The organism is Microbacterium sp. LWH3-1.2 (assembly GCF_040675855.1).
Classification (GTDB): Bacteria; Actinomycetota; Actinomycetes; order Actinomycetales; family Microbacteriaceae; genus Microbacterium.
Map to the genome: position 1 here is coordinate 2,486,732 of NZ_JBEGIK010000001.1, position 15,585 is coordinate 2,502,316.

A 15,585-nucleotide genomic window follows, 5' to 3' on the forward strand; every position below is an offset into this window, starting at 1 on the left:
AGGTGACCGCGCCCAACCCGTACGCCCCGCTCCTCGACGAGATCCCTGTCGAGCGGCGCGAGGTCGGTGTGCTGGGCGGGACGACGGCGTATTGGACCTACGGGCCCGCCGACGCCGAGGCGACCATCGTCGCCGTGCACGGGTTCCGCGGCGAGCACCACGGGCTCGAGCCCGTCGTCGCGCACCTGCCGCGCGTGCGGGTGATCTCGCCGGACCTGCCTGGCTTCGGGGAGACGGCTCCCGTTCCCGGGCGCACCCACGACCTCGACCTGTATGCGGACTGGCTGCGCGCGTTCACCGCGGCCGTCGCACCCGCAGCGGTGGTCCTCGGCCATTCGTTCGGATCGATCGTCGTCTCGGCCGCGGTCGCCGGTGGCCTCGAGACGCCGCGTGTGATCCTCGTGAACCCGATCGGCGCTCCGGCGCTCGAAGGTCCGCGGGGCATCCTCACGCGTCTCGCGGTCTTCTACTACTGGGCCGGCGCGAAGCTCCCGAAGGGCCTGGGAGAGGCGCTGCTGCGCAACAGCCTCATCGTTCGTGCGATGAGCGTCTCGATGGCGAAGACCAAGGACTCCGGCATCCGTCGATTCGTGCACGACCAGCACGACACCTACTTCTCGCGCTTCGCGGACCGCGACGTGCTGCGCGACGCCTTCGTCGCGTCGGTGTCGAACGACGTGCGCGCGTTCGCTCCGCGCATCGCACAGCCGACGCTGCTGGTGGCCGCCGTCAGGGACGACATCACGCCCATCGAGGCCGAGCGGGAGCTCGCGACGATGTTCCCGCACGCGGAGCTCGTCGAGATCCCCGACGTCGGCCACCTCATCCACTACGAGACGCCGGCGCCTGCCGCCGACGCGATCACGCGGTTTCTCGCGCCTTCCGACGCCGATACGCGTTGACGTTCATGCGGTTGCCGCAGTTGCCCGTGTCGCAGTAGCGCTTGGAGCCGTTCTTCGAGAAGTCGACGTACACCCCGTCGCAGTCGTCGGCCGCGCAGACGCGCACCCGGCCGTATTCGTCGGCGCGGATGACGTCCACGAAGGCGAGCGCCGCCTCCACCAGGATGCGCGTCGCCAGCGGCGCGTCGTCGCTCGTGGCGTGGATGTGCCAGTCGAAGTCGTCGTGGATCACGAGGCGGGGGAGCGCCTGCCCGTCTCGGAGCATCTCGTTCACCAGCGGGACGGCGCCCTCCCGGTCGACCTCCCACAGTTGGCGCAGCCGCGGCCGGACGGCGCGGACGGCTGCCAGCTCCGTCTCGTCGCGGCGGATCGTGCCCGTGTAGGGGTTGACCCTGAGGTAGTCCTCGAAGTCCTCCAGCGTCGCCAGGGTGTCTTCGCCGTCGAAGCCGGGCATCGTGTTGACGAGGTACGACGCGGCGCGCAGATTCTGCTCCGTGTCATGAATGAAAACCACGTTGACTCCTGACATGCCGTTCCGCTACTGTCACCAGTGTAAGCAGTCTTCACTCCTGACAGTCGGATTCCGCCCATGACCGCCTCGACCACGTCCCTGCCCGTCCTCGCTCCCGGCGCGGCCTTCGGCAGGAGCGCGCGAATGCGCACGACCGGACTTGTGATGGGCGTGGCCTCGGCGCTGGCGTTCTCGTCGAGCGGACCGTTCATCAAGCCGCTCCTCGAGGCCGGGTGGTCGCTCGGTGCCGCCCTGCTCGTGCGCATGGGGATCGCGGGGCTGGTGCTCTCGCCGGCCCTGTTCCTGGCGATGAAGCGGCAGCGCGGCTTCCTGACGCGGCACTGGCGGCTCATCGTCGGCTTCGGCCTGATGCCGGTGCTCGGCTGCCAGCTCTTCTTCTTCTCTGCGATGCAGCGGATGCCGGTGGCCGTGGCCCTGCTGATCCAATATCTCGCGCCGGTCATGCTCGTGGCAGCGGTATGGGCGCGCACGCGCAAACGGCCGTCGGCGCTCGTGCTGTGGGGATCCGCGGTCGCGATGGTCGGCCTGGTGCTCGTCGTCGACATCTCGGGCGCCTCGTTCGACCTGATCGGCACGCTGCTCGCCCTCGCCGCGGCCGTATGCGTCTGCGCCTACTTCGTGATCTCCGAGCGGACGGGCGACGACCTGCCGCCGCTCGCGCTGGCCGCGAGCGGACTGCTCACGGGTGCGATGGTCATGGGCGTCCTGTGCTTCGCCGGGATCATGCCGTTCCAGGCTCCCGCGGTCGACGTGGTGCTCGCCGGGGTGACGGTCCCGTGGTGGATGCCGCTCGGCTGGGTCGCCGCGATCGCGACGACGCTCGGCTACGCCCTGGGCGTGATGGCGGTCCCGCGGATCGGCTCGCGCGTGGCGTCGTTCGTCGGGCTGTCGGAGGTGCTCTTCGCGCTCATGTTCGCGTGGATCTTCCTCGCCGAGGTGCCCGCGCCCATCCAGATCGCCGGCGGCGCGCTGATCCTGGTCGGCGTGGTGCTCGTGCGCGCGGACGCATCATCGACCGGCAACCCGAAAGGCCCGGCGGCTATGAGTCCCGCCGCGCCAGCTCCATGAGCGGCGTCACGCGGTGGGCGATGACCTCGCCCATGACGAGTGACGTCTCGGTGCGCTCGACGCCCTCGATGGCGAGGATTCGGGCGTCGGTGTCGAACAGGTGCTGGGTGTCGCGGCACGCGACCCGCACCAGCAGATCCACCTGACCCGAGAGTCCGTGGGCCTGCACGACCTCGGGGACGCGGGCGAGCTCGACGGCGATCCGGGGGAGGTCGGCCTGCCGCACGATGACGCTGATGAAGGCCTCGATGGGGAACCCGAGAGAGGCGGACGAGATGGCTCGCTCGTACGACAGGAAGACCCCCGCCTTCTCCAGCCGCGACATGCGCGCCTGGACGGTGTTGCGCGAGAGGCCGAGTCGTTCGGCGAGTGCGACGACGGTCGCGCGCGGGTCGGCGGAGAGCGCTGCGAGCAGCTCCAGGTCGACGTGATCGAGGGCACTCATAGTGCGAAACGTTAGCACGCAATCGACCGACATGAGTTGTCAACATGCTCAAGAAGTCTTCGAATGCTTGAGCGAGGTGCGATGCGGACGTACCGTTGAAGGAAGCCGGCGAAGAGGCCGGCGCACGCCAAGCGGCCCCTCACGAGGGGGTCGGCGAAGAGGAGTGATGACGATGACGCACACCCTGACACCCCCAGCGGATCTCGCGACCGACATCGAGGATGTCGCGCGACTGCTGACCCCCGACGGCGAGCGCGTCGCCGACCCCGAGCTGGATCGCTGGGTGGCCGACGTCGACGCCGCGACATTGCGCGGCCTGTACCGAGACATGGTGCTCCTGCGGCGCATCGACACCGAGGGTGTCGCGCTGCAGCGTCAAGGCCAGCTCGGCCTGTGGCCGCCGTGTCAGGGCCAGGAGGCGACGCAGATCGGCACCGTCCGCGCCATGCGCGCCGACGACTTCGCGTTCCCGAGCTACCGCGAGACCGGCGTCGTGTACGCCCGCGGCGGCAAGCCCGCCGACTTCGTGCTGGCGTGGCGCGGCGAGGAGCACTCGACCTACAACCCCTACGACATCAACACCGCGACGCAGCAGATCATCATCGGCGCGCAGGCGCTGCACGCGGTCGGTTACGCGATGGGTGTGCAGCGCGACGGCACCGACCAGGTGTCGGTCGCCTACTTCGGCGACGGCGCATCCAGCCAGGGCGACGTCAACGAGGCGATGGTCTTCGCATCCTCCTTCCGCGCTCCCGTGGTGTTCGTGTGCACCAACAACCAGTGGGCGATCTCCGAGCCCGTCACTGTGCAGGCGAAGTTCCCGATCGCCGGCCGGGCGCCGGGTTTCGGCATTCCCAGCATGCGCGTCGACGGCAACGACGTGCTGGCGTGCTTCGCGGCGATGCGCTGGGCCCTCGACAACGCGCGCCGCGGCAACGGCCCCGCGTTCATCGAGGCGGTCACGTACCGCATGGGCCCGCACACCACGTCAGACGACCCGACGCGCTACCGCGACAAGGAGGAGGTCGAGAAGTGGCGCCGCCGCGACCCGATCGCGCGCGTCGAGGCGCTGCTGCGGTCGCGCGGCGAGTTCGACGGGGCGTTCGTGGCGAGTGTCGAGGCCGACGCAGACGCCCTCGCGGCGTCGGTGCGCGAGGCGGCGATGACCGCCCGCACCCGCGACCCCCTCACCGTGCTCGACAACGTCTACGCCGAACCCCATTCGGGCCTCGCCGAGCAGCGCGAGCGGTTCGGCGCGTACCTCGACGGGTTCGCCCCGGCCGCCGAGGGGGTGTGACGATGACGCAGCTGACGATGGCGAAGGCCATCAACGAAGGACTCCGCCGCGCGATGGCGGACGACGACAAGGTCCTCGTCATGGGGGAGGACATCGGCAAGCTCGGCGGTGTGTTCCGCATCACGGACGGCCTGCTCGACCAGTTCGGGGCCCAGCGCGTGATCGACACCCCGCTCGCCGAAGCGGGCATCATGGGCACCGCGGTCGGACTCGCGTTCCGCGGCTACCGTCCCGTCGTAGAGATCCAGTTCGACGGCTTCGTGTACCCCGCCTTCGACCAGATCGTGTGCCAGGTCGCGAAGCTGCATTACCGCACGCGCGGCAACGTGAAGATGCCGATCACGATCCGCATCCCGTGGGCAGGCGGCGTCGGCGCCGCCGAGCACCACTCGGAGTCGCCGGAGGCGTACTTCGTGCACACGTCGGGACTGCGCGTGATCGCGGTGTCGAACCCGCAGGACGCCTACGTCATGCTGCGGCAGGCGATCGCGTCCGACGACCCGGTGGTCTACTTCGAGCCGAAGCGGCTCTACCACGCCAAGGGCGAGGTCGACCTGGATGTCCAGCTTGCGGACGCCCCGCCGATGGGGCTCGCCCGCGTGGCCCGAGAGGGCAGCGACGTCACGCTCCTGACCTACGGCTCGCAGGTGCTGACGGCGCTGGATGCCGCGACCGCCGCCGAGGACGACGGCGTCTCGATCGAGGTCATCGACCTGCGCTCGATCTCGCCCGTGGACTACCGTACGGTGACCGCTTCCGTCCGCAAGACCGGCCGCGTCGTGGTCACCCACGAGGCCGCGCGCGAGGCGGGCGTCGGCGCCGAGCTCATCGCAAGCGTCACGGAGCGCTGCTTCAACTACCTCGAGGCGGCGCCGCAGCGCGTCACCGGGCACGACATCCCGTACCCGCCGGCGAAGCTCGAGAAGCACCACCTGCCCGACCTCGACCGGATCCTCGACGCCGTGGACCGCGTCATGGACCGGCCGAACAGCCTGAGCGGGGTGCTGGACTGATGGTGGTGCAGGACTTCACGCTCCCCGACCTCGGAGAAGGCCTCCCCGAGGCCGAGCTCGTGCAGTGGCTTGTCGCCGTCGGCGACAAGGTCACCCTCAACCAGACGATCGCGGAGGTCGAGACGGCCAAGGCCGTCGTCGAGCTGCCGTCGCCGTACGCCGGCACCATCACGGCGCTCCACGCAGAAGCGGGCGACGTCGTCGCGGTCGGCTCGGTGCTGATCTCCTTCGACATCGGCGGTACGGATGCTGCGCCCTCGGCGCCCGCCGCGGAGGCTCGGAGCTCCGCTACCGAGGTCTCCTCGAGCGCGCCGTCCGAATCGGCGAAGTCCGAGCCCAACCTCGTGGGCTACGGCGCCGCGCCGACGGGGGCCGGGCGCCCGCAGCGTCGCGCCCGTGTCGCAGGCGCCGTGGCCGCAGCATCCGACACCGCCGTCCTCGAGGCGGCTCCGCACGATGCGATCCAGTTCGCGGATGTGGTGGAGCGTCCGGTGGAGCGCCCGCGTTCGACGCCTCCGGTGCGCCAGTTCGCGAAGCAGCTGGGCATCGATCTCGCGCTCGTCGAGGCGAGCGGGGCGTCGGGCGTCATCACCCGCGCCGACGTCGAGGCGTACGCCACTCGCGTGGGTGCGGCGACGACGACCGCACCCGTTGCGGCCGAGCCTGTCGAGACGTTCGAGATGCCGACGCCGGCCGTGGCGGGGGAGCGCACGACCCGAACGCCGATCCGCGGGGTGCGGCGCATGACCGCCGACGCCATGGTGCGCAGCGCCTTCACGGCGCCGCACGTCACGACCTTCCTGACGGTCGACGTGACCGCCACGAGCGAGCTCATCGCCTCGTTGAAGCGCGACCGCCACCTGCAGGAGCACCGGATCGGCATCATGGCGGTCGCCGCGAAGGCGGTGTGCCTCGCGCTGGGGCGCCATCCCGGCCTCAACTCGAAGTGGGACGACGAGGCGGGTGAGATCGTCGAGCACCACTACGTGAACCTCGGCATCGCTGCGGCAACGGGGCGCGGTCTCGTGGTGCCCAACATCCGCGATGCCCACGACCTCACCCTGGTCGAGCTGGCCGACGCCATCCGCGGTCTCGCGGAGACCGCCCGCGCGGGCAGGACGGCGCCGGCCGACATGATGGGCGGCACCTTCTCGATCACCAACGTGGGCGTGTTCGGCGTGGATGCGGGGACGCCGATCATCAATCCGGGGGAGGCCGGCATCCTCGCGCTCGGTGCGGTACGGCGCCAGCCATGGGAGCATCACGGCGAGATCGCGCTGCGCGACGTCATGACTCTCGCGCTGTCATTCGACCACCGGCTGGTCGACGGCGAGCAGGGATCGCGGTTCCTCGTGGACGTCGCGGACATCCTCCGTGAGCCGGGGCGGGCGATGCTGCTGCGCTGAGGAGGCCGTTTCCGGCCGGTACTTTGGCTCCCGGCCGGTCAGTCCTTCTTCGGATAGAACAGCCCGAGGCCGTGTTTCTGTAGCACGTCATACGCCTCGGCATACGTTTCCGGCTCCGCGGCGCCGGCCGCCGCGTACCGGGCGAGCAGAAGTCCGAGCAGTCCGCGTCCGGGCTGGCTGAGGGGCTTGTCCTTGTGGGGACCGTGCTTGAGGTCGCTCAGCTCGTCCTCGTCGGGGTTGGGCGGCACGTACATCGGGTGGACCGCCGGCCACGTCGCCGGGTCGCGGGGGGTGTCGAGGTTCACGACCGAGAACAGATCGCGCGCCTCGGCGTCGCGCCGGGTCAGCGGGCGCAGCCCGTGCAGCCGAGCGAGCGTCGCGGCGACCGCCGCGTGATGCATCTCGTCGTGCACGATCGTGCCGGCTCGCGTGTAGGCCGACACCGCGATCGTCGGGACGCGAACGCCGAGACGGTCGAAAGCGAACCCCATCTCGCCCGGCTCGTCGTCGGCGACAGGCGGGGTCGCCGCGGGCGGCGGCACATGGTCGTACGTCCCGCCGTGCTCATCGAACGTGATGAGCAGCAGCGTGTTCATCGCGTTCGAGCCATCCGGGGTCGCGCTGGCCTTGATCGCGTCATAGACGTCGGCCACGAGTTTCTCGCCGGCCCGCACGTCCGACACGGCGGAGTCGACCACGACCGAGCCGTCGACCTCGCTCTCGCGGAGCGCACCGAACGGCGGGTGGAAGTCGTTGTGGTTGTAGACCAGCCGCGGCTCGATGAAGGCGTACGCAGGGAGGGTGCCCGCCTTGGCGTCGTCGAAGAACTCCGTCATATGCCCGAAGCGGCCCGTCCGCCAGTACTTCTCCAGCACCGGGGCGTGCAGGATCCCTGTGAGCGATACCAGCTGCAGCTCGTCGAAGTAGACCTTCCACGCGATGCCGGCGTCCTCGAGCCGGTTGAAGATCGTCGGCACCGGCGCCGCGTCGAGCCATTTGACGTAGCCGCCCCCGTGCTTGTTGGTGACGAAGCCGTGCGATGTGGAGGCGTGGAAGAACGACCGGTTGCAGTAGGTCTGCGACGGCACGGCGGCGAACCAGGCGTCGAAGACCGCGAATCCTTTCGCGAGGGTCGACAGCACCGGCAGCTGCTCGGGGGAGAAGCCGCCCATGATGTGCGACGCCTCGTCGATGGTCGGCTGGTTGCCGTGGCGCAGCCGTGTCAGGTTGTTCCAGTAGTCGTGGAGGAAGCCGGCCATCGTCGGCGCGGTGCCGGACGGGGGCGCATTGAACGGCGCGGCCATGTCGCCCACCTGGCTCGCGGCGTTGTCGCTCGGATCGACGACGCCGAACAGCTGCGTGTTGACGTGCGGGAACTCCTCGCCGGGATCCGGGTCGGGCCGCGCCATCACGTCATCTGTCGGCCCCGTGTACGCGTGCACCGCGACGCGCTCGCCGGAGGGTGCCGTGTTCGCGTAGTCGCCGAACGCGAGCCCGTCGAACGCGGCGCCCTCGGGCAGGTTCTCGGGGGTGTAGAGCCACCCCAGGAGGTTGTCGAAGGACCGGTTCTCGCCCATGAGGACGACGACGTGGTCGAAGCCGGGCTCCGAACGCGGCGGGAGGGCGCCGAAGTCGACGGATCCTTCGCGATAGCCGATCGTGTGGCCGATGGCCGCGCCGGCCGCGGCTCCCACTGCGCCCCCGACCACCAGGCCGGCGGCGGCGACCCCGCCGAGCTTGAGGAAGTCGCGACGCGAGCTCGAGTCCGCGTTCCCGGGCGCGCGGGAGTCGCCGGACGTCTCGGTGCCGTCGACGCGCCCCGCCTCGGCGTCGTCGTGCTGGCCATGCCCCGTCATGGTCCGTCCAGACTAGGCCCTCGGCAGGGGATCAGGCGGTCAGCGAAGCGCGGGCCATCGTCCGGAGGATGCCGCGCACGTCGCGCTCGCCGGGGCGCGACCTGGACGCCCGCACGGTGTGGGGGGTCGAGTTGATGAGGCCGAAGCAGGCGTGCGCACGCACGCGGAGGTCGTCCTCGTCGCGCTCCGGATGGACGGTGGAGAGGATGCCGATCCACACCTCGACGTACTCGCGCTGCAGGCGCCGCACGGTGTGGCGGTCGTCGTCGCTGAGACTCGCGAGGTCGCGGTCCTGGACTCGGATGACGTCGGCGTCGCGCAGCGCGAACTCCACGTGGAAGGCGATGATCGCGTCCAGCTGCTCGGAGGCCTCGTCGTGATTCGAGATCACTGCGCGCCCGCCGGCGAGGAGCCGCTCGCTCACCTCGACGAGGATGGCGCCGAGCAGGGCCTGCTTGTTGGCGAAGTGACGGTAGAGCGCGGGACCGCTGACCCCGACGGCCCCGCCGATGTCTTCGAGGCTGACGCCGCTGAACCCGCGCTCGGCGAAGAGCGCGGCCGCTTCGTGGAGGATCGCCGCGTGGCGGTCGGCCTTCGCGCGATCGCGGTCGGTGACACCGTTCGTCATCTGCTGCTCCGCTTGTCAATCCAGTTAAGGCTCGCTAACCTGAACCTCAGTTAGTGAACACTAACCAATCCGATCGCGTCCCGACAACGGACGTGATCCGATCGTGACGTCGAGGAAGATGCGCGGGAGATCCGGATGAGCGTGCTGAGCACCGCCGCAGTGCACGACGAGACCTTCGCGCGCACGCGCGACGCCCAGCGGGAGCTGGCCGAGGGGCTGCGCGCGCGGCTGGCCGCAGCATCCGCCGGCGGACCCGCCGCGTCGCGCGAACGGCATGTCGCGCGCGGCAAGCTGCTGCCGCGCGACCGGGTCACGCGCCTGCTCGACGAGGGGAGCCCGTTCATCGAGGTCGCGCCGCTCGCCGCGGAGGGCCTCTACGACGGCGACGCCCCCGCCGCGGGCGTGATCGCAGGCATCGGGCTGGTGCACGGCCGGCACGTGATGGTGGTGTGCAACGACGCGACGGTCAAGGGCGGGACGTACTATCCGCTCACCGTCAAGAAGCACCTCCGGGCGCAGGAGATCGCTCTCGAGAACCGTCTGCCATGCGTGTACCTCGTCGATTCCGGCGGCGCGTTCCTGCCGATGCAGGACGAGGTGTTCCCCGACCGCGACCACTTCGGCCGCATCTTCTTCAACCAGGCGCGGCTTTCCGCCGCCGGCATCCCGCAGATCGCCGCGGTGCTCGGCTCGTGCACGGCCGGGGGCGCGTACGTGCCGGCGATGAGCGACGAGACGGTGATCGTGCGCGGCCAGGGCACGATCTTCCTCGGCGGTCCGCCGCTGGTGAAGGCGGCGATCGGCGAGGTCGTCACGGCAGAGGAACTCGGCGGGGGAGAGCTGCACGCCCGCCGCTCCGGCGTCGTGGACCACCTCGCGGAGGACGACGAGCACGCCCTCGAGATCGTGCGCGACATCGTGGCGACGCTCCCGGTGCCCGCCGAGCCCGCGTGGGAGGTCGTGCCGACCGTCGAACCGGTGGTGGCGGCATCCGATCTGTACGGCGTCGTGCCCGTCGACGTGAATCAGCCGTACGACGTCCGCGAGGTCATCGCCCGACTCGTCGACGGCAGCGAGCTGCACGAGTTCAAGCGCGAGTACGGCGACACGCTGGTGACCGGGTTCGCGCGCATCCACGGGCACCCGGTCGGCATCGTCGCCAACAACGGCGTGCTGTTCGGCGAGTCCGCTCAGAAGGGCGCCCACTTCATCGAGCTGTGCGATCAGCGCGGCGTGCCGCTGCTGTTCCTGCAGAACATCTCGGGGTTCATGGTGGGGCGCGATGCCGAAGCCGGCGGCATCGCGAAGGACGGCGCGAAGATGGTCACGGCCGTCGCCACCACCCGGGTGCCGAAGCTCACGGTGGTGATCGGCGGGTCGTTCGGCGCCGGCAACTACTCGATGTGCGGCCGTGCGTACTCGCCGCGGTTCCTCTGGACGTGGCCGGCGAGCCGCATCTCGGTGATGGGCGGCAACCAGGCGGCGTCGGTGCTCTCGACCGTCAAGCGCGACCAGCTCGAGGCGCGCGGCGAAGAGTGGTCCGCCGGCGACCAGGCGGCGTTCGAGGCGCCGATCCGCGCGCGATACGAGGAGCAGGGCGACCCGTACTACGCGACGGCCCGCCTGTGGGACGACGGCGTCGTCGACCCTCTCGACACCCGCGACCTTCTCGGCCTCGCGCTCGACGTCGTCTCGCGCACCCCCCTCCCCGAACCCCGCTTCGGCGTCTTCCGGATGTGAGAAGGAGAAGTGCGAAGCATGCCCCCGGTCATCGAGCGAGCGAAGCGAGACGAAATGCCTCCGCCCGACCCCGCCGAAGGATTCGACACCGTCCTCGTCGCCAACCGCGGCGAGATCGCCCGCCGGGTGATCCGCACTCTCCGGCGCGTCGGCATCCGATCGGTCGCCGTATACAGCGACGCCGACGCCGACGCGCCGCACGTGCGCGAGGCCGACGACGCCGTGCGCATCGGTCCCGCCGCGGCCGCGCAGTCGTACCTCGACATCGACGCCGTCGTCGCGGCGGCCGTCTCGAGCGGTGCGCAGGCGGTGCACCCCGGGTACGGCTTCCTGTCGGAGAACGTCGCCTTCGCCCGGGCGTGCACCGCGGCGGGCGTCGTCTTCATCGGTCCCGGCGAGCGCGCGCTCGAGGTGATGGGCGACAAGATCCGCGCGAAGGAGCACGTCGCCGCCTATGGCGTGCCGACCGTGCCCGGCTTCAGTGCGGCGGGAATGACGGATGCTGAGATCTCGGCGTCCGCCGAGCGCACCGGCTTCCCCCTCCTGGTGAAGCCGTCGGCCGGCGGCGGCGGCAAGGGCATGCAGGTGGTCCGGTCGGCCGCGGAGCTGCCGGACGCCCTCGCCACCGCGCGCCGCGTCGCCGCGGCCGCGTTCGGTGACGACACCCTCCTGCTCGAACGACTCATCGAGCGCCCGCGCCACATCGAGGTGCAGGTGCTCGCCGATGTGCAGGGGACGGTCGTCCACCTCGGCGAGCGCGAGTGCACGCTGCAACGCCGGCACCAGAAGGTGATCGAGGAGGCGCCGTCGCCTGCGGTCGACGCCCGCACCCGCGCGCGCCTGGGCGCGGCCGCGTGCGCGGCCGCGGCATCGGTCGATTATCGGGGGGCGGGCACCGTCGAGTTCCTCGTCGCCGCCTCCAGGCCCGACGAGTTCTTCTTCATCGAGATGAACACGCGCCTCCAGGTCGAGCACCCGGTCACCGAGCTGGTGACCGGCTTCGACCTGGTCGAGCAGCAGCTGCGGATCGCCGCGGGGGAGCCGCTCTCGTTCTCGCAGGACGACGTGCGCCTCGACGGCCACGCGGTCGAGGCGCGAGTGTACGCGGAGTCACCGGAGCGCGGCTTCCTGCCCGCCACCGGCGAGGTGCTGGCGTGGCGGGCCGCCGGGGGCGTCCGCACGGACTCGGCCGTCGAGACCGCGAGCGTCGTGACAGCGGACTACGACCCGATGATCGCGAAGGTCATCGCACACGGAGCCGACCGCGCGGAGGCGCTCGCACGGCTCGACGCCGCGCTCGCCGAGACGATGGTGCTCGGACTCGACACCAACATCGGCTTCCTGCGCGCGCTGCTGGCTGAGGCCGACGTGCAGACGGGCGACATGGACACCGGGCTCATCGACCGGATGCCCGCCTACACGGGCGAGCCGCCGACACCGGCGGTGTTGCGCGCCGCTGCTTCCAGCGATTCCCACCGCGCAGGTGCACCGCGGGCTGTGCGCAGCGGCGCGGCCTGGCGGGAGCTCCAGGGATGGCGGGCGGGTGCGCCCGCCGTGCCGGCGACGCTCCGGCTCCTCGACGAAGCCGGTGACGTGCACGCCGTTTCAGCCGACGGAGGCGACGCGTCGGGGCGCCTCGGAGCGCCGGACGCGACCACGCCTGCCACCTCGGCGACCTCGCCCGCGCGCACGGCGGTCGACGCCGACGGCTGGGTCTGGGTGCACGCCGACGGCGCGACGCATCGCCTCCGCCCTCTCAGCCGCCGCGCCGCGATGGAGCGGCGCCTGGCGGCCCGAGAGCGCGCGGCCGCGGCATCCGATCCGGAACTGCGCGCCCCGATGCCGGGCGCGGTCGTCGCCGTCCACGTCACGGACGGTGCGGCCGTCGTCACGGGCGATCGCATCGTGACCATCGAGGCGATGAAGATGGAGCACCCCGTCCTCGCCCCGCATGACGGCGTCGCGCGCGTCGAGGTCTCCGTCGGGGAGCAGGTGCGCCGCGACCAGGTGCTCGCGCACGTCTCGCTCGCCGACGCGCCGGCCGCGGCATCCGATTCTCCCGACGAACAATCCACCGCGGACGCCCACGAGGCGTCCGCGCCGACCTCCTGACACCCGAGGAGCAGCAATGGACAGCTACGACACCTACGACCTCAGCGACGACGAGCGGGAACTCGCAGCCTTGGTGCGGCAGTTCGCCGACGAGGTCGTCGCGCCCGTCTCGTACGAGGCCGACCGCACGCACACCCTGCCGATGGACGTCGTCGCGCAGATGGGGGAGCTGGGGCTGTTCGGCCTGCCGTTCCCCGAGGAGTACGGCGGACAGGGCGGCGACTACTTCGCGCTCTGCCTCGCGATCGAGGCAGTCGGCCGCGTCGACCAGTCGCTTGCGATCACCCTCGAGGCGGGCGTCAGCCTCGGCGCGATGCCGGTGTTCCGGTTCGGCACCGAGGAGCAGAAGCAGCAGCTCCTGCCCGACCTCCTCGCCGGCACGGCGCTCGCCGCCTTCGGGCTCACCGAGCCGGAGGCGGGATCGGATGCGGGGGCGACCCGCACCACCGCGCGCCGGGACGGCGGCGAGTGGGTCATCAACGGCTCGAAGCAGTTCATCACCAACTCGGGCACCGACATCACTCGGTTCGTCACGGTCACCGCGGTGACGGGTGAGACCGACGACCGCAAGGAGATCTCGACCATCGTCGTGCCCCACGGCACACCCGGCTTCACCGTCGGGCCCGGCTACGACAAGGTCGGCTGGCGCGCGTCCGACACGCACCCGCTCACGTTCCAGGACGTGCGCGTGCCCGTGGCGAACCTGCTCGGCACCCAGGGACGCGGGTTCGCGAACTTCCTCCACATCCTCGACGAGGGACGCATCGCGATCGCCGCGCTCGCGACGGGCGCGGCGGAAGGATGCCTCGACGCCGCCGTCGACTACGCCAAGAAGCGGACGGTGTTCGGCGACCCGCTCTCGACGCGACAGGGGATCCAGTTCCTCCTCGCCCGCATGCAGCAGCGCGTGCACATCGCCCGGCTCGCGTGGCACCACGCTGCGCGCCTGCGCGACGCGGGCAAGCCCTTCAAGACGCAGGCGGCGATGGCGAAGCTCACCGCGAGCGACGCCGCCATGGACAACGCTCGCGACGCGACCCAGATCTTCGGCGGCAACGGCTTCATGAACGAGTACCCCGTCGCGCGCCACTACCGCGACTCGAAGATCCTCGAGATCGGCGAGGGCACGAACGAGGTGCAGCTCCTCGTGATCGCACGGGCGCTCGGCGTGGCGTGAGGGTAGCGTGACAGACGTGACCCCCGACGCCCCCGAGCACGCCTTCCCCGCCGGCGCGGCGCACGAGATCGTGCAGCGCGGGCTCTCCTACGACGAGCTCGAGGTCGGTGCACGGTACCTGCACCGGCCGGGCCGCACGGCGACCGAGGCCGACAACGTGCTGTTCTCGTCGATCACGATGAACACCCAGGCGCTGCACCTGGATGCCGCGTTCTCCGAGTCGCAGCCGTTCGGACGGCGCCTCATGAACTCGATGTGGACGCTCTCGACGATGGTCGGGGCATCCGTCTCGCAGATCACGCAGGGGACGCTCGTCGCCCAGCTCGGGATGACGGACGTGTCGTTCCCGGCACCGCTGTTCCATGGCGACACGCTGTACACCGAGACCGAGGTCCTCGGCAAGCGGCTCTCGGCGTCGCGCCCTGGTCAGGGGATCGTGACCCTGCGCCACACCGGCCGCAACCAGCGGGGCGAGGTCGTCGCCCTCGCCACCCGGACGGCGCTCATGTGGGGCGCATCGGAGACCCCGGAGGAGACGTCGTGAGCTTCGATCTCGGCCCCGCACTGCTGTTCTGCCCGGCCGACCGGCCCGAGCGCTACGCGAAGGCGTACGACCGAGCCGATGCGGTGATCCTCGACCTCGAGGACGCCGTGGCGCCCGCCGACAAGACTTCGGCGCGCGGTCACCTCATCGAGTCGGAGCTCGACCCGGCGCGGGTCATCGTCCGGGTGAACCCGCCCGAGACCGACGCCTTCGCCGCCGACCTCGCCACGCTGTCGCAGACGGACTATCGGCGCATCATGGTCGCCAAGTCCGAGTCCCCGAAGCGTATCCGGCGCATCGACGCCCGGTTCGAGGTCGTCGCGCTCTGCGAGACGGCGAAGGGCGTCGCGCAGGCCGACCGCATCGCCGCCCTCGACAACGTCGTCGCATTGATGTGGGGCGCGGAGGACCTCGTCGCGAGCATCGGCGGCACCTCCAGCCGCAAGCCCAACGGCCGCTACCGCGACATCGCGCGCTATGCGCGATCCCGCGTGCTGCTGGCGGCCGGCGCGCGCGGCAAGGCCGCGATCGACGCCGTGCACCTCGACATCGAGGACGGGAAGCGACTGGCGGTCGAGACGGCGGATGCTGCGGCATCCGGTTTCCGCGCCACCGCATGCATCCACCCGAGCCAGGTGGCCGTCATCCGTGCCGCATACCGCCCCGATGAGAAGACCGTGGCGTGGGCGCGCGGTGTCCTCGCGGCGGCCGACGGCGAGCGCGGCGTGTTCTCGTACGAGGGGCGGATGGTCGACGAGCCGGTGCTGCGCCACGCGCGTGGCGTGCTGGCACGCACCGACGGCTGACCGCGCACCCGGGACGATCCAGTCGACCGCCGACTGACGGACGCGCTCGTCTGCGATCT

At 70.9% G+C, this 15,585-nt stretch carries 14 protein-coding genes; 10 read left to right on the forward strand and 4 right to left on the reverse strand.

Annotation, left to right across the window (positions count from 1 at the left end; genetic code table 11):
- Positions 1-2 precede the first annotated feature (2 nt).
- A complete protein-coding gene (locus MRBLWH3_RS11530; RefSeq protein ID WP_363431921.1) occupies positions 3-902 on the forward strand; it encodes an alpha/beta fold hydrolase in 900 nt (299 codons plus the stop codon).
- On the opposite strand, the gene MRBLWH3_RS11535 is transcribed toward MRBLWH3_RS11530, so the two are convergent.
- Entirely contained in the window at positions 862-1,416 is a 555-nt protein-coding gene (locus tag MRBLWH3_RS11535; protein WP_363431923.1) for a CGNR zinc finger domain-containing protein, read from the reverse strand. The two genes, MRBLWH3_RS11530 and MRBLWH3_RS11535, sit on opposite strands and share 41 nt — an antisense overlap.
- A gap of 75 nt (positions 1,417-1,491) precedes the next feature.
- Between MRBLWH3_RS11535 and MRBLWH3_RS11540 the strand changes: the two genes are divergently transcribed.
- On the forward strand, positions 1,492-2,502 hold the full coding sequence (locus MRBLWH3_RS11540) for an EamA family transporter (protein WP_363431925.1): 1,011 nt from the start codon (positions 1,492-1,494) through the stop codon (positions 2,500-2,502).
- On the opposite strand, the gene MRBLWH3_RS11545 is transcribed toward MRBLWH3_RS11540, so the two are convergent.
- Positions 2,474-2,947: an Lrp/AsnC family transcriptional regulator gene (locus tag MRBLWH3_RS11545; protein ID WP_363431928.1), complete on the reverse strand. Its 474-nt coding sequence runs from the start codon at positions 2,945-2,947 to the stop codon at positions 2,474-2,476. The genes MRBLWH3_RS11540 and MRBLWH3_RS11545 overlap by 29 nt on opposite strands.
- Positions 2,948-3,113: 166 nt before the next feature.
- On the opposite strand from MRBLWH3_RS11545, the gene pdhA reads away from it, so the two are divergent.
- From pdhA to MRBLWH3_RS11560, 3 genes are read left to right on the forward strand one after another with little or no spacing between them, the layout of a single operon-like run.
- Positions 3,114-4,244 carry a pyruvate dehydrogenase (acetyl-transferring) E1 component subunit alpha gene (pdhA, locus tag MRBLWH3_RS11550; protein WP_363431931.1) on the forward strand — a complete coding sequence of 377 codons (1,131 nt, stop codon included), beginning with the start codon at positions 3,114-3,116 and terminating at the stop codon, positions 4,242-4,244.
- A 2-nt stretch (positions 4,245-4,246) separates the two neighbouring features.
- Positions 4,247-5,257, forward strand: coding sequence for an alpha-ketoacid dehydrogenase subunit beta (locus MRBLWH3_RS11555; RefSeq protein ID WP_363431934.1), 1,011 nt, complete (start codon positions 4,247-4,249; stop codon positions 5,255-5,257).
- Positions 5,258-5,259: 2 nt separating this feature from the next.
- The gene (locus MRBLWH3_RS11560; protein WP_363435473.1) at positions 5,260-6,663 is read left to right on the forward strand and encodes a dihydrolipoamide acetyltransferase family protein; all 1,404 of its coding nucleotides are present in this window, start codon (positions 5,260-5,262) and stop codon (positions 6,661-6,663) included.
- 38 nt (positions 6,664-6,701) lie between these two features.
- On the opposite strand, the gene MRBLWH3_RS11565 is transcribed toward MRBLWH3_RS11560, so the two are convergent.
- Both MRBLWH3_RS11565 and MRBLWH3_RS11570 read right to left on the reverse strand, forming a co-directional pair.
- Positions 6,702-8,519: an alkaline phosphatase family protein gene (locus tag MRBLWH3_RS11565; protein WP_363431937.1), complete on the reverse strand. Its 1,818-nt coding sequence runs from the start codon at positions 8,517-8,519 to the stop codon at positions 6,702-6,704.
- Positions 8,520-8,550: 31 nt separating this feature from the next.
- A complete protein-coding gene (locus MRBLWH3_RS11570; protein ID WP_363431940.1) occupies positions 8,551-9,147 on the reverse strand; it encodes a TetR/AcrR family transcriptional regulator in 597 nt (198 codons plus the stop codon).
- A gap of 135 nt (positions 9,148-9,282) precedes the next feature.
- Between MRBLWH3_RS11570 and MRBLWH3_RS11575 the strand changes: the two genes are divergently transcribed.
- From MRBLWH3_RS11575 to MRBLWH3_RS11595, 5 genes are read left to right on the forward strand one after another with little or no spacing between them, the layout of a single operon-like run.
- Positions 9,283-10,887, forward strand: a complete 1,605-nt coding sequence (locus MRBLWH3_RS11575) for a carboxyl transferase domain-containing protein (RefSeq protein WP_363431942.1) — start codon at positions 9,283-9,285, stop codon at positions 10,885-10,887.
- A gap of 54 nt (positions 10,888-10,941) precedes the next feature.
- Positions 10,942-12,999 (forward strand): acetyl/propionyl/methylcrotonyl-CoA carboxylase subunit alpha, encoded by a 2,058-nt coding sequence (locus tag MRBLWH3_RS11580; protein WP_363431945.1) that lies wholly within the window; start codon positions 10,942-10,944, stop codon positions 12,997-12,999.
- A 16-nt stretch (positions 13,000-13,015) separates the two neighbouring features.
- Entirely contained in the window at positions 13,016-14,176 is a 1,161-nt protein-coding gene (locus MRBLWH3_RS11585; RefSeq protein WP_363431946.1) for an acyl-CoA dehydrogenase family protein, read from the forward strand.
- A 16-nt stretch (positions 14,177-14,192) separates the two neighbouring features.
- The gene (locus MRBLWH3_RS11590; protein WP_363431948.1) at positions 14,193-14,720 is read left to right on the forward strand and encodes a MaoC family dehydratase; all 528 of its coding nucleotides are present in this window, start codon (positions 14,193-14,195) and stop codon (positions 14,718-14,720) included.
- Positions 14,717-15,526, forward strand: coding sequence for an HpcH/HpaI aldolase/citrate lyase family protein (locus MRBLWH3_RS11595; protein ID WP_363431950.1), 810 nt, complete (start codon positions 14,717-14,719; stop codon positions 15,524-15,526). The genes MRBLWH3_RS11590 and MRBLWH3_RS11595 overlap by 4 nt, the downstream gene beginning before the upstream one ends.
- Positions 15,527-15,585: the final 59 nt, after the last annotated feature.